This window comes from Phycobacter sedimenti (assembly GCF_038148855.1).
Taxonomy (GTDB): Bacteria; Pseudomonadota; Alphaproteobacteria; order Rhodobacterales; family Rhodobacteraceae; genus Phycobacter; species Phycobacter sedimenti.
On sequence record NZ_JBBVGR010000002.1, the window covers coordinates 182447 to 203527 of the forward strand.

At 60.7% G+C, this 21081-nt stretch carries 19 protein-coding genes and 1 riboswitch; of the genes, 14 read left to right on the plus strand and 5 right to left on the minus strand.

From position 1 onward, the window contains the following. Positions 1–21: 21 nt before the first annotated feature. Positions 22–426: a hypothetical protein gene (locus tag AADA15_RS03940; protein ID WP_437343167.1), complete on the minus strand. Its 405-nt coding sequence runs from the start codon at positions 424–426 to the stop codon at positions 22–24. Positions 427–453: 27 nt separating this feature from the next. Continuing rightward, positions 454–1476 carry an alkane 1-monooxygenase gene (locus AADA15_RS03945; RefSeq protein ID WP_341640247.1) on the minus strand — a complete coding sequence of 341 codons (1023 nt, stop codon included), beginning with the start codon at positions 1474–1476 and terminating at the stop codon, positions 454–456. A 140-nt stretch (positions 1477–1616) separates the two neighbouring features. Between AADA15_RS03945 and AADA15_RS03950 the strand changes: the two genes are divergently transcribed. From AADA15_RS03950 to AADA15_RS03965, 4 genes are all read left to right on the plus strand, one after another. Continuing rightward, positions 1617–2261: a lysoplasmalogenase family protein gene (locus AADA15_RS03950; RefSeq protein ID WP_341640248.1), complete on the plus strand. Its 645-nt coding sequence runs from the start codon at positions 1617–1619 to the stop codon at positions 2259–2261. A gap of 77 nt (positions 2262–2338) precedes the next feature. Then, positions 2339–3460 carry a signal recognition particle-docking protein FtsY gene (gene ftsY / locus AADA15_RS03955; RefSeq protein WP_341640249.1) on the plus strand — a complete coding sequence of 374 codons (1122 nt, stop codon included), beginning with the start codon at positions 2339–2341 and terminating at the stop codon, positions 3458–3460. 37 nt (positions 3461–3497) lie between these two features. Next, positions 3498–4400, plus strand: a complete 903-nt coding sequence (locus tag AADA15_RS03960) for an EamA family transporter (protein WP_341640250.1) — start codon at positions 3498–3500, stop codon at positions 4398–4400. Between the two features lie 32 nt (positions 4401–4432). Further along, positions 4433–5044, plus strand: coding sequence for an inner membrane-spanning protein YciB (locus AADA15_RS03965; protein WP_341640251.1), 612 nt, complete (start codon positions 4433–4435; stop codon positions 5042–5044). Positions 5045–5145: 101 nt separating this feature from the next. Here the strand turns inward: AADA15_RS03965 and AADA15_RS03970 are convergent, their stop codons facing one another. After that, positions 5146–5835, minus strand: coding sequence for a glutathione S-transferase N-terminal domain-containing protein (locus AADA15_RS03970; RefSeq protein ID WP_341640252.1), 690 nt, complete (start codon positions 5833–5835; stop codon positions 5146–5148). 235 nt (positions 5836–6070) lie between these two features. Then, a riboswitch (SAM riboswitch) is annotated at positions 6071–6149 on the plus strand. Positions 6150–6207: 58 nt separating this feature from the next. Here AADA15_RS03970 and metZ point away from each other — a divergent pair. Together metZ and folE2 are read left to right on the plus strand one after the other, a co-directional pair. Further along, the gene (metZ, locus tag AADA15_RS03975; RefSeq protein ID WP_341640253.1) at positions 6208–7410 is read left to right on the plus strand and encodes an O-succinylhomoserine sulfhydrylase; all 1203 of its coding nucleotides are present in this window, start codon (positions 6208–6210) and stop codon (positions 7408–7410) included. Positions 7411–7586: 176 nt separating this feature from the next. Further along, positions 7587–8690: a GTP cyclohydrolase FolE2 gene (gene folE2 / locus AADA15_RS03980; protein WP_341640254.1), complete on the plus strand. Its 1104-nt coding sequence runs from the start codon at positions 7587–7589 to the stop codon at positions 8688–8690. A 581-nt stretch (positions 8691–9271) separates the two neighbouring features. Here the strand turns inward: folE2 and AADA15_RS03985 are convergent. Continuing rightward, positions 9272–9574, minus strand: coding sequence for a hypothetical protein (locus AADA15_RS03985; protein WP_341640255.1), 303 nt, complete (start codon positions 9572–9574; stop codon positions 9272–9274). 86 nt (positions 9575–9660) lie between these two features. Between AADA15_RS03985 and AADA15_RS03990 the strand changes: the two genes are divergently transcribed. The 3 genes from AADA15_RS03990 (at position 9661) to ptsP (ending at position 14786) form a co-directional block, all read left to right on the plus strand. Further along, positions 9661–11109, plus strand: coding sequence for a TrkH family potassium uptake protein (locus tag AADA15_RS03990; protein WP_341640256.1), 1449 nt, complete (start codon positions 9661–9663; stop codon positions 11107–11109). A gap of 153 nt (positions 11110–11262) precedes the next feature. After that, positions 11263–12501 carry an aspartate kinase gene (locus AADA15_RS03995; RefSeq protein WP_341640257.1) on the plus strand — a complete coding sequence of 413 codons (1239 nt, stop codon included), beginning with the start codon at positions 11263–11265 and terminating at the stop codon, positions 12499–12501. A gap of 44 nt (positions 12502–12545) precedes the next feature. Then, positions 12546–14786 carry a phosphoenolpyruvate--protein phosphotransferase gene (ptsP, locus tag AADA15_RS04000; protein ID WP_341640258.1) on the plus strand — a complete coding sequence of 747 codons (2241 nt, stop codon included), beginning with the start codon at positions 12546–12548 and terminating at the stop codon, positions 14784–14786. A gap of 84 nt (positions 14787–14870) precedes the next feature. On the opposite strand, the gene AADA15_RS04005 is transcribed toward ptsP, so the two are convergent. After that, positions 14871–15119 carry a hypothetical protein gene (locus AADA15_RS04005; RefSeq protein ID WP_341640259.1) on the minus strand — a complete coding sequence of 83 codons (249 nt, stop codon included), beginning with the start codon at positions 15117–15119 and terminating at the stop codon, positions 14871–14873. Positions 15120–15530: 411 nt separating this feature from the next. On the opposite strand from AADA15_RS04005, the gene AADA15_RS04010 reads away from it, so the two are divergent. The 5 genes from AADA15_RS04010 (at position 15531) to AADA15_RS04030 (ending at position 21079) form a co-directional block, all read left to right on the plus strand. After that, positions 15531–17825, plus strand: a complete 2295-nt coding sequence (locus tag AADA15_RS04010; RefSeq protein ID WP_341640260.1) for a bifunctional salicylyl-CoA 5-hydroxylase/oxidoreductase — start codon at positions 15531–15533, stop codon at positions 17823–17825. After that, positions 17822–18577, plus strand: coding sequence for an SDR family NAD(P)-dependent oxidoreductase (locus tag AADA15_RS04015; RefSeq protein ID WP_341640261.1), 756 nt, complete (start codon positions 17822–17824; stop codon positions 18575–18577). The genes AADA15_RS04010 and AADA15_RS04015 overlap by 4 nt, the downstream gene beginning before the upstream one ends. 3 nt (positions 18578–18580) lie before the next feature. Continuing rightward, positions 18581–19033: a MarR family winged helix-turn-helix transcriptional regulator gene (locus AADA15_RS04020; protein ID WP_341640262.1), complete on the plus strand. Its 453-nt coding sequence runs from the start codon at positions 18581–18583 to the stop codon at positions 19031–19033. After that, positions 19033–19836 carry an enoyl-CoA hydratase family protein gene (locus AADA15_RS04025; RefSeq protein ID WP_341640263.1) on the plus strand — a complete coding sequence of 268 codons (804 nt, stop codon included), beginning with the start codon at positions 19033–19035 and terminating at the stop codon, positions 19834–19836. The genes AADA15_RS04020 and AADA15_RS04025 overlap by 1 nt, the downstream gene beginning before the upstream one ends. A gap of 82 nt (positions 19837–19918) precedes the next feature. Continuing rightward, positions 19919–21079 carry an acyl-CoA dehydrogenase family protein gene (locus AADA15_RS04030; protein WP_341640264.1) on the plus strand — a complete coding sequence of 387 codons (1161 nt, stop codon included), beginning with the start codon at positions 19919–19921 and terminating at the stop codon, positions 21077–21079. Positions 21080–21081: the final 2 nt, after the last annotated feature.

Consider the following 21081-nt stretch of genomic DNA (forward strand, 5'->3'; position numbering starts at 1 on the left):
CAGGCGGGGGTCCCCCTGGGGTCAGACCCCCACGTTCGGGCCCTGGCAGATCATCTCTTCGCCGATGTCGTCCGCCTCATAAAGCTCGGTGGCTTCGGGATCGTTCTGGAAACGCGCGCTCAGCCCGTTCGGTGTCATCGAAAAGCGCCAGCACTGCGGGTCGTTGCGATCTTCATAAAGAAAGCAGATCTGGTCCGCCTGTTGATACCAGTGGCCCTCCTGGCAGCGCCCATCGAGAAATGACCAGATGACCCGGCGACCGGGCAGGTAGCGTTCGACCCCATATGCTGTGCCATCAAAACCGTAAAACAGCGTCTTACCGCGGGTGTAGCGATCAAATGCTTCCGCATCCAAAGGCTCGGCAGCTGCGCCGACAGCCGGAGCCATCAGCGCCGTACAAAAGGGAATCGTCCAGAACCAACGCATGAGGCAACTGTGCCAGATCGGAGGGCGTCAGGCCAACCCCTCTGGTCCGTTGCGTGCCAGTTTGCTCAGCTCTCTGTTCATGATGCGTTTCCAAAGGGGAGGGATCAGCGCGATCGCCCCCATCACCGGCAGGGAATGAGGCAGGGTGGGCATCTGCGGCGTGAGGCGCAACTCCGGGAAATGGCGGCCTGGATTGACGTGGTGATCGGAATGGCGCGGCGCGTTCAGCATCATCGCCGAAGAATACCAATGCGGCGCATTCCAGGACTGCTCTGGACCAACCGGAACAGGGCGACCGTCAGGCCTGAGGGGACGCCGCAAGCCGTAGTGTTGCACGTAGTCGGCCAGAAAGATCTGTATCTGCGCATGCGCGGCTACAAGGGTGAAAGACACGAGGCCACTCAGGCCTGCAGCCATGACCGTTAAAAACAGCATGAAGGCCGCGACGGCCACGTATGTCACGTAAGGATGGCCGAGCACAGGTGCAGGCTTCGACTTGCGTGCACGTGCGCTGGTCTCAGCCGCAAGCCCCGCGCGGAAGGATCCGATCCAGGCCCGCATCAAAAACCGGTAAAAGCTTTCCCCGCGCCGTGCCGAATTGGGATCCCTTGCGGTGCCCACATGCACATGATGCACCTTGAGGTGGGCCGAAGCGTGATGCCCGATCAGCATCGAAGAGTAGACCAGTACGCCAAGGCGGCGCAGCAGACGGTTTGGGCGGTGGATCAACTCATGCGCATTGGGGTGCGAGATCTGCCCCATGAACAGCCCCTGCGCCAGGATCAGCGGGATGGCGGCGCCCCATCCCAGGCGTCCGGCGGTCGTGGCGACAGGCAGCAGAAGGGCGAAATGGGCAAAGGCGAGTGTGATCTGCAACAGATCCGCGCCAAAAGGGGCTGTTTCCTGCTGCGTTTTGCGACCCAGACGGTCAAGCAGCAAGACCGCGGCCGTGATCGAGGCCAGCGCCAGCCAGATCCACACTCCGCCCCAAAGGCATCCAAGACCGATCAGCACGGTGGGGGTCAGGCTGGCGATCGCAAACAAGGCCAAGGGCGGTCTCCATTCCTGTCCCTCAAAAAGGGGCTCTGGCGCCTTTGGGCAGGCACCGGGTTTCCCTTGGTCACCTTTGACCGAGGACGCGCCCTTGGGCAAGGATGTGTGCGCTCAGGGTCGAAGGGGAGGATAGAGCGTTGGAGACATCGATACTGTTGGTGGCGGCAGGCTGCGCCTTTGCCTATCTGCTTTTCACCGCGCAGCCTGAAGGAGCGTTGCGCTCGACGCTCAAGACCGCATCGGTGGCCTTGCTGGCAGGTCTGGCCTTTCTGTCCGATGCTCCGGTGTTGCTGGGGTGCGGTCTGCTGCTTTGCGCAGTGGGCGACTATTGCCTGTCGCGGGAGGGGGAAGGGGCTTTCATGGCCGGTGTCGGCGCCTTTGCAGCCGGACACCTGGCTTATGTGGCCCTGTTCCTGACCGCACCGGGGGGCGATTTTGCGCAGCTGGCCCAGATGCCGGGGCTGGCCGTGGTGCTGGGGCTTGCGCTTCTGGGCCTCATCATGGTGCGTGTTCTTGCGCCCCGTGCGGGTGCGCTCAAGGGGGCTGTTTTGGCCTATATCCCGATCATCCTGTCGATGGGTGTCGCGGCGGCAACGCTTCCGGCGCAGGGGGCGGTGGCCTGGGCGCTGCCCGCCGCGATGGCCTTTATCGCATCAGATGTGGTGCTGGCCTTTGAAACCTTTGTCCTGCCAGACGGGCACGCGCTGCGCCGGATCGCGCCCTATGCGGTCTGGCCGCTCTACTGGGGCGCACAGATCGGGTTTTTCTTTGCCTTTTGGTGATCGGGTGGCCTTCATCCGCTTTGCAACCGGCGTCAATCCGCATTAGGTGAGAGGCAGACATACTCGCGGAGACACCGATGGCGTTTTTCTCAAAGCTCAAGGACCGGCTGTTCAAGTCCTCTTCGAAACTGGAGGACGGTCTGGATGCGATTGTCGCGGAAGGGGAAAAGGCTCCGGCTCCCGCCGAGGACCTGCGCCACCCCGAGCCGACGCCGGAGCCGGTCGACGCTGAACAACCTGTCGCCGAGGTTTCCAAAAAAGTGACCCCGACCGCCGCGCCCGCACCTGCTGCGGCGGAAAAAAAGGCCAAGGGGCCGGGGCTCCTGGGGCGTCTCATGGGGCGCGCCGGTACGGATGCCCCGCGCAGGGTTCTGGACGATGACATGCTCGAGCAGCTCGAAGAGCTGCTGATTGCATCGGATATGGGCGTGGATACGGCCCTGCGTGTGACGGCCAACATGGCCGAGGGGCGGTTTGGCAAGCGTTTGTCCACGCAGGAGATCAAGGAATTGTTGTCGGCGGAAATTGCCCGCGTGATGGAACCGGTCGCCAAACCGCTGCCAATCTATGCCAAGCGCCCGCAGGTGGTGCTGGTGGTGGGCGTCAACGGATCTGGCAAGACCACGACCATCGGCAAGCTCGCAAGCCAGTTCAAGGCCGCCGGAAAGAACGTTGTCATCGCGGCTGGCGATACTTTCCGCGCGGCGGCGGTCGAGCAGCTGCAGGTCTGGGGTGATCGCGCCGGCGTGCACGTGCTGACCGCGCCCGAAGGATCGGACCCGGCCAGCTTGGCCTTTGATGCCATGACAAAGGCCGAGGCGGAGGGCGCCGATCTGTTGCTGATCGATACCGCCGGGCGGCTGCAGAACCGGGCCGACCTGATGGAGGAGCTGGCCAAGATCGTTCGCGTCATCCGCAAGAAGGACGAAAGCGCGCCGCACAACACGCTTTTGGTGCTGGATGCCACGACGGGCCAGAATGCGCTGAGCCAGGTCGAGACCTTCCAGAAGCTGGCGGATGTTTCGGGCCTCGTGATGACCAAGCTGGACGGCACCGCCAAGGGGGGCGTTCTGGTGGCGCTGGCGGACAAGTTCGGCCTGCCAATCCATGCGATCGGCGTAGGGGAGCAGATCGACGATCTGGCACCCTTTGACCCCGAAGAATTTGCGGCGGCCTTGACCGGGTTGGACCGGTCTTGATCCGCAGCCAAGCCACTGCGCAGCCGGAGGCCAGGGGGTGAGCGAGTGGCTGATCTCGCTGGAAGGCACTGAAGCAGGCCACCAGATGGCGCTGGCGCTGGCCCTGATGGCGGCCTTTTTGCACGCGGTCTTTGGCGCGCTCCAGAAGGGGCGCCATGATCCCTGGCTGTCGCGCGGGGCGATTGATGCCTCCTACGGGCTGATGGCAGCGCCTTTCGCGCTGTTCGTGGTGCCCTGGCCCGAGCCGTATATGTGGCCGATCTTTGCCGTGGTCTGGGTGATCCACGTGGCCTACAAGATGCTGCAGGCGCTGGCCTACACCAAGGGCAGCTATACCGTGGTCTACCCGGTGGTTCGGGGCACGGGACCGCTGTTCACCGTGATCGGCGCGTATTATCTGTTCTCGGAAACCTTCACTGCGGTGCAATGGCTAGGCGTTGGGGTTCTCTTGATGGGGATATTTGGCCTTGCGGCTTACAACTACCGTTACCTCGAGACAAATCGCGACACCTTGATGGTGGCGCTGGGCCTTGCGGTGGTGACGGGGTTGTTCGTGGCGCTTTACACCACATATGACGCCTATGGCATTCGCGCGACGGCAGACCCTTTCACTTTTCTGGCCTGGTTCTTCATGATCGACGGGATCGCCATGCCGCCGGTGGCGTACCTGCGCTGGCGCAGAATGGCAGATCGACCGGCCTTGGGTCCGCTGATGGTCAAGGGCGTCTTTGGAGGTCTGGTGGCCTTTGCCTCATTCGGCGCGGTCATGCTGGCGACGCGGCTTGATAAGGTGGGAGAGGCGGCGGTGCTGCGGGAGACCTCGACTGTTTTCGCGGCGCTCATTGGCTGGCTGGTGTTGAAGGAAACCGTGGGGCCGCGCCGGATCGCGTTGATGGCCCTGATCGCGCTGGGCGCGGTGATCGTGGAGATGGGCGGCTGAACGGCCGCGACGAAGAAGCAACAGGAGCGCCAATGGCTGGCAAGAAGATCAACCCGATGTTGAAGATGGGCCTGGAGTTCGGCCCGATCATCCTCTTTTTCATAGGCTATCTGAAACTCAAGGACGAAACCTTCCTGATCGGCGGGCAGGACTATGCGGGTTTCATTCTGGTGACGGCGGCTTTTGTGCCTTTGATGATGCTGTCGACCGCCGCCCTGTGGCGCCTCACGGGGCATTTGTCGAAAATGCAGCTGGCAACTTTGGTCCTGGTGGTGCTGTTCGGGGGGCTTTCGGTCTGGTTCAACGACGAGCGGTTCTTCAAGATGAAACCGACGATGATCTACCTCTTGTTTGGCGGCCTTCTGGCGGTGGGTCTGATGCGCGGGCAGAGCTGGCTCAAGGTGGTGATGGAAGAGGTCATGCCGATGGAAGAGGAAGGCTGGATGATCCTGACCCGGAGGATCTGTGGCTTTTTCCTCGGGCTTGCGGTCGCAAACGAGGTGATCTGGCGGTTCCTGTCCACCGACACATGGGTCTATTTCAAGACCTTCGGCCTGCCGGTGGCGATGTTCCTGTTCTTCATGACACAAGGTGGGGTTTTGCAGAAATACGGGATCGAAGAGGACGAAGAGCCGGAGGCATAACTCAACGGACGGGGTGGGGGCTCCCGCGCCTGTGCGGCTCATCAAGGATGAGCCACAAACAGCCTTGGGCCTGGCAGCGCGCAACGCGCGCTGCGGTCACACTAGCCATTCTGCCCGAAGATAATCTCCTGTGCCTTGCTGTCGGAGCGGTCTCCTCGCAGGTCCGCATGAAGGCTCCGACCAGCGATGACACCGGGGCGTTCCCACAGCGTGTCCAGCCATCGGGCCAGGTTTGGCTTGTCGTCCAACGTCTGCTCCTGGCCTTCCCACAGGGATGCCCAGGGCCAGATCGCCATATCCGCAATCGTATATTCTGCACCGGTCACATATTCGTTCTCGGCCAGCTGGCGATCCAGAACCCCGTACAGGCGGGCAACCTCGGACCGGTAGCGATCCTTGGCATAGGGCAGATCCTCAGGCGCGTATTTCAGGAAATGATGCGCCTGCCCCGCCATCGGACCTACGCCGCCCATTTGCCACATCAGCCATTGATCCACCGTGACGCGGTCGCGCGCGTTTCGCCCGTAGAATTGCCCTGTCTTGCGCGCGAGATACTGCAGGATCGCGCCGCTTTCGAAGATCGAGATGGCTGCACCGTCTGGCCCCTCCGGATCGATGATCGCGGGCATGCGGTTGTTGGGGGCGATCTTTAGGAACTCTGGCGCGAACTGGTCACCCTTTGAGATGTTGATCAGGGTGCTGCTATAGGGCAGGCCCATTTCCTCAAGGGCGATGGAGACCTTCCAGCCATTTGGCGTGGGCCAGTAGTAAAGATCGATTGGGTCCTGCACGGTTATCCTCCGGGGCTGTGTCAGGGCGAGTTGATCACATGGCATGACCCGAGAACAAGGCATGCTATGCGGCCGCCACTGCACAACCCTGTGAGAAGGTTTCACGGACGCCTTCGATGCGGAAGGCAAGGCAAGCCTTCTGCATTTTGCCCAAAATTCCGCTGTCAGGCCATGTCTTTTGTTGCAAAACCTGCATTCCGGGCGCTAAGAGAACGGACAAGATTCGGCGGACTTAGTCTTGCCGCGTGGGCGATTTGTTACCGGATTGCGGGCCACGTAAAACTCACCGCTAAAGAGGTCAGGATGTGAAGGAACCCCTTTCGCTTGGCCGAACGGGGTTTTTTTGTGCGCTGCGGCGCAGGAGTGAACGAGATGAGCGACAAAAAGGACAAGGACTGGAGCAGCCGCACGCAACTGGTGCACGGCGGGACCAAGCGCAGCCAGTGGGGCGAGGTGAGCGAGGCGATCTTCCTCACGCAAGGCTTTGTCTATGACACCGCTGAACAGGCCGAAGCGCGGTTCCTGGAAACCGGCCCGGATGAATTCATCTATGCCCGCTACGGCAACCCTACTGTTGCCATGTTCGAAGAACGGATTGCCGCCCTGGAAGGGGCCGAGGATGCCTTTGCCACCGCTTCGGGGATGGCGGCGGTCAATGGCGCGCTGACTTCGGTTCTGAAAGCCGGGGATCATGTTGTTTCGGCGCGGGCCTTGTTCGGATCCTGCCTTTATATCCTGGAAAACATCCTTGCCCGTTTCGGAGTCGAGGTGACGTTCGTTGATGGCACGGATCTGGACCAATGGCGTGCAGCCGTGCGGCCCGATACCAAGGCGGTCTTCTTTGAAAGCATGTCCAACCCGACGCTGGAGGTGATCGACGTCGCCGCCGTGGCCGAGATCGCCCATGCGGTCGGCGCCACCGTGATCGTTGACAATGTCTTTTCCACACCGGTTTTTTCGAACGCCATCGCCCAGGGCGCCGATGTCGTCGTCTACTCCGCGACCAAACACATCGATGGTCAGGGCAGGGTGCTCGGCGGCGTGATCCTCGGCACCAAGGAGTTCATCCGCGGTACGGTCGAGCCTTACATGAAACACACCGGCGGATCGCTGAGCCCGTTCAATGCCTGGACGCTTCTGAAAGGGCTGGAGACGATTTCGCTGCGGGTCAATGCCCAGGTCGACAGTGCGCTGCGCATCGCCGAGGCGCTGAACGGCCATCCGGCGCTGGCGCGCATGATTTATCCCGGCCTTGCGGATCATCCCCAGAACGCATTGGTGCAGCGGCAGCTCGGCGGCAAAGGCGGCACGGTCCTGTCGCTGGACCTCAAGGGCGGTAAGGAGGCAGCCTTTGCCTTTCTCAATGCGCTGACGATCCCGGTCATCTCGAACAACCTCGGCGACGCAAAATCCATCGCGACCCATCCGGCGACCACCACGCACCAACGGCTGCCGGATGCGCAAAAGGCGGCGCTTGGCATTACGCCGGGCCTTGTGAGGTTCTCGGTTGGCTTGGAAGATCCCGAGGATCTGATTTCGGATCTGAGCCGCGCTCTTGAGGCCGCAGAGGTCTGAACGCCCATTCCCTCGGCCCATTTGAACTGGGCCGAGGCTGCAGATCCTGAGGCGGGTGGCAGTTTCTGTCCTGAACCTGCCGCATTTGTTTGATCCGTTTTGTCTTTTCGCGCGTAACGCTTTAACTTGGATCTTGTTGCACAACCGAGTGCAACAGCAGCGGAGGAATTGATTCCATGAATATCCACTCGCGCAACATGGAAGAGGCACCCGATCGGACCGAGGCAGAGGCCGCGCTCGAAACGCTGCGCCATTGGGCCAAGACCGTGACCGAGACTGAGATTGCCCAGCTTGACCCTGCGGTGGCGCGGCTTCTTCCAGAGCGCGCGGTGCAGAACTACCCGGACCTGTCTCGCATCTATCCTGGGGATTTCCTGTCGGACGAGAGCTACCGTGCGACGCTGCCCGATCTGCAGAACGGCCCCTCCAGCCTTATCCGCGGGGCGAACGAGCAGATCCAGCATGTGGGGATCTCGAATTTCCGCCTGCCGATTCGCTTTCACACCCGTGACAACGGCGATCTGACCCTTGAAACCAGTGTGACCGGCACCGTCAGCCTTGAGGCCGACAAGAAGGGCATCAACATGTCCCGGATCATGCGGTCCTTTTACAAACACGCGGAAAAGACATTCAGCTTCGAGGTGATCGAGGCCGCGCTTGAGGATTACCTGAGCGACCTCGACAGCATGGATGCGCGCATCCAGATGCGGTTCTCCTTCCCGGTGAAGGTGGGCAGTCTGCGCTCGGGTCTGTCGGGCTATCAGTATTACGATATCGCGCTGGAACTGGTTGACCGGGGCGGGGTGCGCAACAAGATCGTGCATCTCGACTATGTCTACTCCTCCACATGCCCCTGTTCGCTCGAGCTGTCTGAGCACGCGCGCCAGTCGCGCGGGCAGCTGGCAACGCCGCACTCCCAGCGGTCCGTTGCGCGAATTTCGGTGCAGCTGGAGCCAGATGCGCCCTGCCTGTGGTTCGAGGACCTCATCGACCATTGTCGCCGCGCCGTGCCGACGGAAACGCAAGTCATGGTCAAGCGCGAGGATGAACAGGCCTTTGCCGAGCTGAACGCAGCCAACCCGATCTTTGTCGAGGATGCGGCGCGTCTGTTCTGCGAGGCGCTGCAAAGCGATCCACGCATCGGTGATTTCCGGGTGGTGGCGAGCCATCAGGAAAGCCTGCACAGCCATGACGCGGTCAGCGTTTTGACCCAAGGGTCTCTCTTTGCGCAGACCAGCCTGGACCCTCAGCTTTTTGCGACCCTGATCCACCGGGGCTGAAATCAAGCGTGGCCGATGTGATCATGGTGGCAGACCTGCCGGATCACGTTTCATAGAACCCTTTCCATTTTGTGCTGCATTGCCGCATTTTCTTGCTGCAATGCAGCTTTTCCATGTTAGGCTCACCTTACGTCCGGATCCCATTTGGCTGCGGAATACACTTGTGCATGCCGGACAGGTGGTGCCGGATCTCTTTCAAGTAAGGAGTTCCCGATGATGTTTTTGTCTATCCTTCAAAACCAGCCTGCACCCTTTGCGCAATGGGTTGGCCAGGCGGCCGGGATGCAGATGAAGTACTGGCGCGCGATGTCTGCACTGGCCGCGCAGGCACCTTATGAGCAGATGCGTCTGGTACAGGCCATTGTAAGCAGCGGAAGACCTGTTGTGGCAGGCCAAGAGCGGGCGTCGATCACGACCAAGGCTGCCACCGTGTCCGCGCCTGTCGCGGCGAAACCAGAAGACAACACGAAAGAAACAGCGCCAAAGGCGGCCGCAAAACGCAAGCCTGTACAAAAGGCGCGCAAGACGGCACCGCGGAAGCCGTCGGCGGCCAAAACATCTGTCAGAAAGACGTCGGTTCGTCAGGCTGCAGTCCGACAGACAACTCCCGCCAAAGCCGCGACGCCGCCAACCCAAACCGTCTCGAAACCGGAAACGCCGGATACGGCAGCACCTGCGCCCAAACCCGCCGCGCGCCGGTCAGACCCCGCGGCGAAACCAACCACGTCCCGCTCAGGATCAACCACCAGCGCGACCAGCGCATCCACTGGCACGGGGGCTTCTAGCCCGGCCCGGACTGCGGCTGCCAAGGAGACCCCGGTCAAAGCCAAACGTGCCCCGTCAAAACCGCCAAGCCTGCCCGAGCCGCTGGCTGCGAAGGACAACGAGGGAAAGCCCTAGGCCAGTGCACGGTCCTGCGATCCCCGGTTTGACTTGACAGTCTGGGCGCAGGACGCCAACGCTTCGCGCCATGTTGGATCTCCGTCCCGTCGCATATGTCATCGGTCTGTTGGTTGCCATCCTTGGCGCCACGATGGTTTTTCCGTTCCTGATCGACCTTTATGACGGCGAGGGCCAGTGGCCGGTGTTTCTGGAAAGTGGCCTGATCTGCGTCCTTTCCGGCGGGCTTTTGGCGCTGAGCTGTGGAAATGCGGTTCAACAAGGGCTGAGCATCCGTCAGACCTTCCTTTTGACCACGTTGGTCTGGGCGGCTTTGCCTCTTTTTGGTGCCATTCCTCTGATACTTGGCGCCACCGAGCTGAGTTTCACCGATGCCTTTTTCGAGGCCATGTCAGGGCTCACGACGACCGGATCCACCGTGATCTCAGGCCTCGATGATCTGCCGCGCGGCATATTGCTGTGGCGTGGCATTCTGCAATGGCTGGGCGGCATCGGGATCATTGTGGTCGCCATGGTTTTCCTGCCAGAACTGCGGGTCGGGGGCATGCAGATCTTTCGGTCTGAAGCCTTTGACACCATGGGGAAAATTTTGCCTCGTGCTCAGGCGATCGCAAAGCAGATCTCGCTGATCTATCTGGCGCTGACCCTATTCTGCATGACCGTTTACATGGTCCTCGGGATGGGCTGGTTCGACGCATTGGTTCATGCGCTGACGACCATGTCCACCGGGGGGTTTTCCAACTACGATGCCTCGTTTGGCACCTTTTCAGGCCCGCCGGAATATGCCGCCTCAGTCTTCATGATCCTGGCGGCGCTGCCCTTTGTGCGATACGTGCAGCTAATCAACGGGCAGGGGAGCCCCATCCTGATGGACAGCCAGATCCGTGCCTTCCTTGGAACGATCCTGGTTTTGATCGTCATCACCGCCAGCGTTCTGGTCTACGTCTTTCCGCACCACCCCGAACAAGCCTTCCGCGAAGCACTGTTCAACATCACCTCGATCATTTCAGGCACAGGCTATGCAAGCGTGGATTACATGGAGTGGGGCAGCTTCCTGATCATGGTCTTTTTCTTCATTGGCCTGATCGGAGGCTGCGCGGGATCGACGGCCTGTTCGGTCAAGATCTTTCGCTACCAGATCCTCTTTGCTTCGATCCGGGTCCAGATTCAGCGTATCCGCTCCCCGAATGGGATCTTCATTCCGCGCTTTGAGGGGCGCCCTGTCGGCCCGGATGTGCTCAGCTCGGTGATTTCCTTCTTCATGTTCTTCGTGGTGACCCTTGGGATCGTGGCCTGGGCGCTGGCCCTGACCGGGCTTGATTTCATCACCGCGCTCTCCGGCGCGGCGACAGCGGTGGCAAACGTGGGGCCGGGCCTTGGCGATATCATAGGGCCGGCGGGCAATTTCTCGACGCTGAATGATCCGGCCAAATGGATCCTGAGCGGTGCCATGTTGATTGGGCGGCTTGAGCTGCTGGCGGTCTATGCGATCCTCACGATCCGGTTCTGGCGAAACTGAACGAGGGCCGCCCTCGGCCGCACAATCGTGCGCCTGTGGCAACATGCGACGGTTTGGCCCTTGTATCGCTACAATGCACGGTCTTGCCCTGAAGGGGCCGCTCCCCTATGAGGCGGTGATCGGAATCTGCGAGCGCACGGAGACGACTGCCCCATGCCCGTACTAGTAATGAAATTCGGCGGCACCTCTGTCGCCAACCTGGACCGGATCCGCCGGGCTGCCAAACGCGTTGGCGTCGAAGTGGCCAAGGGCTATGACGTGATCGTCATCGTTTCGGCCATGTCCGGCAAGACCAACGAACTGGTCGGCTGGGTCAATGAAACCTCACCGCTGTTTGACGCCCGCGAATACGACGCGGTTGTCTCGTCAGGGGAGAACGTGACGGCGGGCCTGATGGCGCTGACCTTGCAGGAAATGGACGTGCCCGCGCGCAGCTGGCAGGGCTGGCAGGTGCCGCTCAAGACCACCAGTGCCCACAGCCAGGCGCGGATCGAAGAGATCCCGACCGACAATATCAACGCCAAGTTCGCCGAAGGCATGAAGGTCGCGGTTGTGGCCGGTTTCCAAGGCATCAGCCCCGAGGGCCGTATCACCACCTTGGGGCGCGGCGGATCTGATACGACGGCGGTAGCCTTTGCTGCGGCCTTTGACGCCGAGCGCTGCGACATCTACACCGATGTGGACGGGGTCTACACCACCGACCCGCGCATCTGCGGCAAGGCGCGCAAACTGGACAAGATCGCCTTTGAAGAAATGCTGGAGCTTGCGTCCCTCGGGGCGAAGGTTCTGCAGACCCGCTCGGTCGAGCTGGCGATGCGCTATCGGGTGCGCCTGCGGGTACTATCGAGTTTTGAAGAGCAAAATGACAATGCCGGCACGCTGGTCTGTGCTGAGGAGGACATCATGGAATCCAATGTAGTGGCCGGTGTGGCCTATTCCCGCGACGAAGCCAAACTGACCGTTCAATCCGTGGCAGACCGACCGGGTATTGCGGCGACCATCTTTTCGACCCTGTCCGATGCTGGCGTCAATGTGGACATGATCGTGCAGGATATCTCGGAAGAGGGACGCACGGACATGACCTTCTCCTGCCCGATTGACCAGGTCGCCCGCGCCGAACAGGCCCTGAAAGCGATCAAGGACAAAGGTGAGCTGAACTTTGCCGAACTGGTTGCCGACAAAGACGTTGCCAAGGTCTCGGTTGTGGGTATCGGCATGCGGTCCCAGTCAGGCGTTGCGGCCAAGATGTTCAAGGTTCTCTCGGATGAGGGGATCAACATCAAGGTGATCACAACCTCCGAGATAAAGATTTCCGTTCTTATCGATCGGAAATACATGGAACTTGCCGTGCAAGCACTGCATGATGCCTTTGAACTGGATAAAGCAGCCTGATCGCACTCGGGCTGCCTGGCACAATAACCACGTGAACAGGGCCCATGGTCGACAGTACTGAATCAGAAAGCCGCAGGCTGCTTGGCCGCCTGCGCGAGGCGATGGCCGGGGATGCGCCCGGCCAGGCCCGTCTGGACAAGATTACCCACCTGATTGCAGACAGCATGGGAACCGAGGTCTGCTCGGTTTACCTGTTCCGTGATGACGAGACACTCGAACTCTGCGCGACAGAGGGTCTGAACGTCGAATCGGTGCACCAGACCCGGATGCGCATCGGCGAAGGTCTGGTCGGGCGCGTTGCGAAAACCGGCAAGGTCGTGAACACGCCCGACGCGCCAAACGCCAAGGGATTCCGCTATATGCCGGAAACTGGTGAAGAGCGGTATTCCTCTTTCCTTGGTATTCCGATCCAGCGCCTGGGCGAGATGATGGGCGTTCTGGTGGTTCAGTCAAAGGAAGCGCGGGAGTTTTCTTCCGATGCAGTCTATGCGCTGGAAGTGGTGGCGATGGTCATCGCAGAAATGGCTGAGCTGGGCGCTTTTGTCGGCGAGGGGGCGGCCCTGTCTCCATTGCACCAGCAACCCGTTCTGCTGCACGCGACCTCCGCTCAGGAAGGGGCGGCAGAGGGACACGTCTGGCTGCATGAACCCCGTGTCGTGGTTACGAACCCCATTGCGGAGGATCCGCACCGGGAGCTGCAGCGCCTGACCGAGGCGGTGGAAGAGCTGCGCGTGGGCGTCGACAAGATGCTGAAGATCTCGGAGAATGGAGACAAGGATCAGCTGCAGGTTCTTGAAACCTATCGTATGTTTGCCAATTCCAAAGGCTGGATGCGGCGCATGGAAGAAGACATTTCCCGCGGTCTGAGCGCGGAGGCCGCGGTCGAAAAGGAACAGTCCCAGGCGCGTACGCGTATGTCTCAGGTGCAGGACGCCTACCTGCGCGAACGCCTGAGCGACCTGGACGACCTCTCCAACAGGCTTTTGCGGATATTGACCGGGCAGGGGGCCGAAACAGGGGCTGAACTGCCCGAAAACCCGATCCTGATTGCGCGCAACATCGGGCCTGGGGAGCTCCTGGAATATGGCCGCTCCCTGCGCGGGATCGTGCTGGAAGAAGGCTCCGTCGGCTCCCATGCGGCCATCGTCGCGCGCGCGCTGGCTATTCCCTTGGTGGTCAACGCCAAACGGATCACCACAGAGGCGCTCAATGGTGATCATATCATGGTGGATGGCGATCAGGGGATCGTGCATTTGCGGCCGGACGAAACGGTTGTCAGCGCCTTTCGAGACAAGATCGCAATGCAGGCCGACGCGCAGGAACGCTATGCCTCGATCCGGGATAAGCCGGCGATTACCCGTGACGGCTCGCAGGTGAAGCTGGTGATGAACGCAGGGTTGATGGCGGATCTTCCCTCTCTGGAGGGGTCGGGCGCCGAGGGCGTTGGCCTTTTCCGGACCGAGTTGCAGTTTCTGGTACGAAACCAGATGCCGAAACGGTCCGAGCTTGTGGCGCTGTATCAGAGGGTTCTGGACGCCGCCCGTGGCAAGCCGGTGGTGTTTCGCACGCTGGATATCGGGTCGGACAAGGTTCTGCCCTACATGAAGCCCACGGATGAGCCGAATCCGGCACTGGGTTGGCGGGCCATTCGGGTCGGGCTGGACAAGCCGGGAATCATGCGAATGCAGCTGCAGGCCCTGATCCGGGCGGCAAATGGGCGGCCTTTGACGATCATGTTCCCGTTTGTGGCGCAGTTTGAAGAGTATCGCGCTGCGCGCAACGAGGTGGACAAGACCCTCGAACGTGAGCGTATCCTGGGGCATCCGCTGCCGGAGAGGTTGGAGGTCGGCGCGATGCTGGAAACCCCATCTCTGGCCTTTGCGCCGCATAAGTTCTTTGAAGAAGTCGATTTTCTTTCGATCGGTGGCAATGACCTGAAACAGTTCTTCTTTGCGGCCGACCGTGAGAATGAGCGCGTCCGCAAACGTTATGACTCTCTGAACGTCAGTTTTCTTACGTTCATCGAACAGATTGTGGAGCGATGCGGTCGCTCTGGTACGCCGCTCAGCTTCTGCGGTGAAGATGCCGGCCGCCCGGTTGAGGCTGTCTGTCTGGCCGCGATGGGTATCCGCACCCTGTCTATGCGACCCGCTTCAATTGGGCCGGTTAAGTCCCTGTTAATGCGTGTGGACTTATCGGATCTTCGAAAGATCATAGCGGACTCCCGCCATCGCGGCGACCAATCCGTCAGACCAGCGGTCATGCGGTATCTGCGAGATACCTGATCCTTCTTGCAATGGATTGGGGCTGGTTTGAGCATCCCGCCCTGGACTTTTGCACGCTGACCCTCCTGGGGGGAGACGTGACCTTCAACCTAAATCAGCGCCCCGTTGCCGAATTATCAACGCTGAGTTTGACGGTAGAGCGGTGCCTTTCTGCGCCGCGAGGGTGTGCGCCTGGTCATGCGCAAGCAACTTGCCGACAAATGAGGGAAGGCAGGCAGTCTCGGGAGTTTCGCTGATATCAATATTTCGATAAAAAATTGACTTAAAATTTTCCAAAAACCCCACTTTCTTTACTGTATCGGGCATTTTGGTGGGCGCGCCAAATATTTCCACAAGTTATCCTTACAGTTATCCACTGTATTCTGCGGGGTTATACGTACGCCTGACCTGAGAGGTGCGGACGCGAGGGGGGAGGCCGCAGTGCGGGACGTTTGCATGCCCTGTCTCATCAGAGGGTATTCAAGCGAAAACCTCAGGCCCCCAAAAGTTGTTCAGGAACTGTCCACAGGTTTTCCACATTAGCTTTGTGGTCAGGTACTCTGAAAATAAGGGGAAAATTGGAAGTTTGAAGAGGCGCGGACACCTCCATATGTATCATGCCCAGACTTAGCATACAGTGAAATGGTTTCCAAAAAGTTATCGGTTGGCAGGTAATAAATTTCAAGCATGAAACTTTAAGCTTGAAGTGATTGTCGTCTCGCTTATCCTGATCCCAAACAGCAAACTGTTGCGGAGGTGCGGATCATGAAAGTTGCCTGTTTGGGAGGGGGGCCTGCGGGGCTCTATTTTGCGATCTCGATGAAGCTGCGCCAGCCAGAGGCGCAGGTCACTGTTTTTGAGCGCAACAAGGCAGATGATACCTTCGGCTGGGGGGTGGTGCTTTCGGATGATGCTCTTGAAAACCTGGCCGAAAACGATCCCGAAAGCGCCGCGGAAATCCGTCGGAACTTTGCCTATTGGGACGATATCGCCGTCGTGCACAAAGGCGAGCGCACGGTTTCCGGGGGGCACGGTTTTGCCGGGATCGGGCGAAAGAAGATGCTCTTGATCCTGCAGGACCGCGCCCGCGCCTTGGGGGTCGATCTGCGGTTTGAAACCGAAGTGGGTCCAGCGGCTGACTATCAGAAAGACTACGACCTCGTCGTTGCCTGCGATGGGTTGAATTCCCGTGTTCGCACCGAGTTCGCCGAACACTTCAAGCCCAACATCGATGTGCGGCCCTGCAAGTTCATCTGGCTCGGAACGCATCAGAAATTCGATGACGCCTTCACCTTTGTCTTTGAAAAGACCAAACACGGCTGGGTCTGGATCCATGCCTATCAGTTCGATGCAGATACTGCGACCGTGATCGTCGAATGCTCGGCCGAAACCTGGGAAAACTGGGGCTTTGAGGGCATGTCCAAGGATGAGATCATTCGCACCTGCGAAGAGATCTTTGCCGATCATCTGGGGGGGCATGAATTGATGTCCAACGCGGACCACCTGCGCGGTTCGGCGGTCTGGATCAACTTCCCGCGTGTTCTCTGCGAAAAATGGTATCACGAAAACGTCGTCCTGTTGGGCGATGCTTCAGCGACGGCGCATTTTTCCATCGGCTCCGGCTCTCGGCTGGCCTTTGACAGCGCCATCGCACTGGCGGAGTTGCTGACCACCGAATCCTCGATGGAGCGGGCCTTTGAGCGGTATCAGGAAGAGCGACGACTTGACGTGCTGCGCCTGCAGTCTGCGGCGCGCAACTCCCTGGAATGGTTTGAAGAGGTTGAGCGCTATCTCGATATGGATCCGGTCCAGTTCAACTATTCCCTGCTGACACGATCACAGCGCATTTCCCATGAAAACCTGCGCCTGCGCGATGCGGCGTGGCTGAAGTCGGCAGAAAAGTGGTTCCAGGAGCGGGCAGGTGTCCCTGCCGATTCTCCGGTGCGTGCGCCGATGTTTGCGCCCTACACCTTGCGCGATATGACCCTGGCCAACCGTATCGTGGTGTCCCCGATGGCGCAGTACAAGGCGGTGGAGGGCTGCCCCACGGACTGGCATTTGATCCACTATGGCGAACGCGCCAAGGGCGGGGCGGGGCTGGTTTATACCGAGATGACCTGCGTCAGCGCTGAGGGGCGGATCACGCCGGGCTGCCCCGGCCTTTATGCGCCAGAGCACGAGGCCGCGTGGAAGCGTCTCACGGATTTCGTGCATGGCGAAACCGATGCCAGGATCTGCTGCCAGATCGGCCATTCGGGCCGCAAAGGCTCGACCCAGGTAGGTTGGGAGGAAATGGACGCCCCACTGCCCGAAGGGAATTGGGATCTGGTTTCTGCCTCGGCTTTGCCATGGTCGCCAAACAACGCAGCGCCGCGCGAAATCACCCGCGCCGAGATGGAGACGGTCAAGACAGAGTTCGTCGCCGCAGCCGAAATGGCTGATCGCGCCGGTTTTGACATGATTGAGCTTCATGCAGCGCATGGCTATCTGATTTCGTCCTTCATCTCGCCAAAATCGAACATCCGTCAGGACGAATATGGCGGTTCGCTCGAAAACCGGATGCGCTATCCGCTTGAAGTCTTTGCGGCGATGCGCGCGGTCTGGCCTGCTCACAAGCCGATGTCGGTGCGCATTTCCGCAAATGATTGGGTCGGAGACGAGGGCGTCACCCCGGAAGAGGCCGTCCAGATCGCAAAGGCGTTTTCCGATGCCGGGGCTGACATTATCGATGTTTCTGCCGGGCAGACCTCGATCGATGCAAAGCCGGTCTATGGTCGCATGTTCCAGACGCCGTTTTCGGACCGGATCCGCAACGAGGCGGGCATTTCCACGATGGCCGTTGGCAACATCTACGAGGCAGATCACGCCAATTCCATCCTGATGGCCGGTCGCGCCGATCTGATCTGCGTGGGGCGTCCGCATCTTGCCGATCCGTATTGGACGCTTCATGAGGCGACGAAAATCGGAGACCGTCTGGGCCACTGGCCGCTGCCCTATGAGGCCGGTCGCGATCAGGCTTGGCGCCTTGCGGATCGTGACGCCGAGGTGATCCGGGCATGAGCGTTGCGGGCAAACATGTGGTCATCAGCGGCGGAGGCTCCGGCGTTGGCGCTGAGCTTGCCAGCCGCTTTGCCGCCGAGGGCGCGCGCGTCACCATCCTGGGGCGCCGGATGGAGCCGTTGGAGCACGTGGCCGCAGAAACCTCTGCCTTGCCGCTGGCCTCTGATGTCACGGACCATGCGGCGGTGGAGGCGGCAATCGCAGCCGCCACGGCAAAACACGGCCCTGTTGCCATTGCCGTTGCCAATGCGGGCGCGGCGCCTTCGAAACCTTTTGACCGCATGACGGCCGCGGATTTCAATGATGCTCTCTCGGTCAATCTGGCGGGGGTCTTCAACCTGTGGCAGGCTTGCCTGCCCGGAATGAAACAGGCCGGATGGGGGCGTATGATCGCCATCGCCTCGACAGCGGGTCTCAAGGGATATCCTTATGTGTCAGGCTATTGCGCCGCAAAACATGGGGTTCTGGGCCTTACCCGCGCGCTGGCCGTGGAGCTGGCCCGCACCGGAATTACGGTGAATGCGATCTGTCCGGGTTTCATTGAAACGCCGCTCCTGCAAAGATCGCTGGACAATATTGTGGCCAAGACCGGCATGACGGCTGAACAGGCGGCAAAATCCCTGCGCGCGGGCAATCCACAGGGGCGGTTCATCCAGCCCACTGAGGTGGCCGAGGCGGCGCTGTGGCTGGCCAGCGAGGGGGCAGGATCGGTGAACGGTTCGGCCCTGCCCATATCCGGAGGAGAGATCTGAAAGGTGCCTGAGACTTCGAAAGACAGATTGCGGCTGTGGCTGCGGGTGCTGAAAGCAACCCGTGCCGTGGAAAGCGAAATCCGCGAAAACCTGCGCCGGGATTTTGCAACCACGCTGCCCCGCTTTGATGTGATGGCGGCCCTCGTGCAGCACGAGGATGGACTCAAGATGAGCCAGCTTTCGGGCGTGCTGAAAGTGTCGAATGGCAATGTCACCGGCATCATCGAGCGGCTGGTCGAGGACGGCCACGTGCAGCGCGAACCCGTGCCGGGGGACCGTCGTGCCAGCCTGGTTCGCATGACGCCTCAGGGTCGGGACGAATTCGCCCGTCAGGCCGCGGCGCATGAGGGATGGATCGACCAGATGTTTGCCGATGTGCCCCCCGAGGCCGCGCAAGCCATGGCCGAGGCGCTGGACGCTGTCGCGCGCCGTTTGGAAAACAAGGAAAAGAGCTGATGATTTCGACAGATACCAAACATTTCCTGTGCAGCGTCGCGGACGGGATCGCGACCGTCTCGCTGGATCGTCCCGAGCGCAAGAACCCGCTGACCTTTGACAGTTACGCCGAACTGCGCGACTGGTTCAGGGCGCTTCACTATGATGATGACATCAAGGCAGTGATCTTTGCCTCCAACGGCGGCAACTTCAGCTCTGGCGGTGATGTGCATGATATTATTGGCCCATTAACCAAGATGAACATGAAGGAGCTACTGGCCTTTACCCGTATGACGGGGGATCTGGTCAAGGCCATCGTGAATTGCGGCAAGCCGGTGATTGCCGCCATCGACGGGATCTGCGTGGGCGCGGGGGCCATCATCGCCATGGCTTCGGACCTCAGGATCGCAACGCCAGAGGCGAAGACGGCCTTCCTGTTCACGCGCGTTGGCCTCGCGGGCTGCGACATGGGAGCCTGCGCCATCCTGCCCCGGATCATCGGGCAGGGCCGTGCGGCTGAGCTGCTCTACACGGGCCGCGCCATGAGCGCCGAAGAAGGGGCCGCCTGGGGATTTCACAACAAACTGGTTCCGGCCGATGATCTGGAGGCAGAGGCGCATTCCTGGGCCACGCGCATCGCGGCGGGGCCGAACTTTGGCCATATGATGACCAAGACCATGCTGGCGCAGGAATGGTCGATGTCGATCGAGCAGGCGATCGAGGCCGAGGCCCAGGCCCAGGCGATCTGCATGCAGACCGCCGACTTTGAACGCGCCTACCATGCCTTTGTAAACAAGGAAAAACCGGTCTTCGAAGGAGACTGAGACACGGACGCCCGCCAAGGTCACCTGGCGGGCGTTTTCATGACGAAAGAGCTGCAAAAGACAGCCAACAGGGAGTGCAACCATGGCCGACCGGACATTTCTGAACTGGCCCTTCTTCGAGGACCGCCACCGGCAACTGGCGGCGGATCTGGACGCCTGGGCGAGCGAGAGCCTTGGCGCGATCGATCATTCCGACACCGATGCAGCCTGCCGTGCGCTGGTTGCGGCGCTGGGACAGGGCGGCTGGGCGCAGTATTCTGGCGCCACAGAGGGCGAGATGCTTGATGTGCGCAGCCTCTGCCTGATCCGCGAGACCCTGGCGCGCCACGATGGGTTGGCGGACTTTGCCTTTGCCATGCAAGGCCTTGGAACCGGGGCGATTTCCCTTTTCGGGAGTGCTGCGCAGCAGGCCGATTGGCTGCCGCTTACGCGATCGGGGCAGGCGATTTCCGCATTTGCCCTGACAGAACCGCAATCAGGTTCGGATGTGGCAAATTCCACCATGACTGCGATCCTTGATGGTGATGACTATGTTCTAAATGGAGAAAAGACCTGGATCTCTAACGGTGGGATTGCGGACGTTTACACGCTGTTTGCCCGCACCGGAGAGGGGCCGGGCGCCAAAGGTCTCTCGGCATTTGTCGTGCCTGCAGGCCTACCGGGGTTTGACGTGGTGGAACGTCAGCAGGTGATCGCGCCGCACCCGCTTGCGACGCTGCGGTTTACCGATTGCCGCATCCCCGCCAGCGCACTGATCGGCGCGCCGGGGCAGGGGTTCCGTATCGCCATGTCGGTTCTGGATGTCTTCCGCTCGACCGTGGCCGCCGCTGCGCTCGGTTTTGCCCGCCGTGCGCTGGACGAGGCTTTGGCGCGTGTGACCACTCGACAGGTGCAGGGCGCACCGCTGTTCGATCTGCAGATGGTGCAGGGGCATATCGCCGACATGGCACTGGATGTGGATGCGGCGGCGCTGCTGGTCTACCGGGCCGCCTGGACCAAGGATTCCGGCGCGGCCCGTGTGACCCGAGAGGCTGCCATGGCCAAGCTGTTTTCCACCGATCAGGCGCAGCAGGTCATCGACAAGGCGGTGCAGCTGCATGGCGGCGACGGTGTGCGCCACGGTCAGAAGGTCGAAGAGCTCTATCGCGATATCCGCGCCCTGCGAATTTACGAAGGGGCGTCGGATGTGCAGCGGGTTGTCATTGCGCGTCAGACCCTTGGCGCCTTTCAGGGAGGGAACTGAGC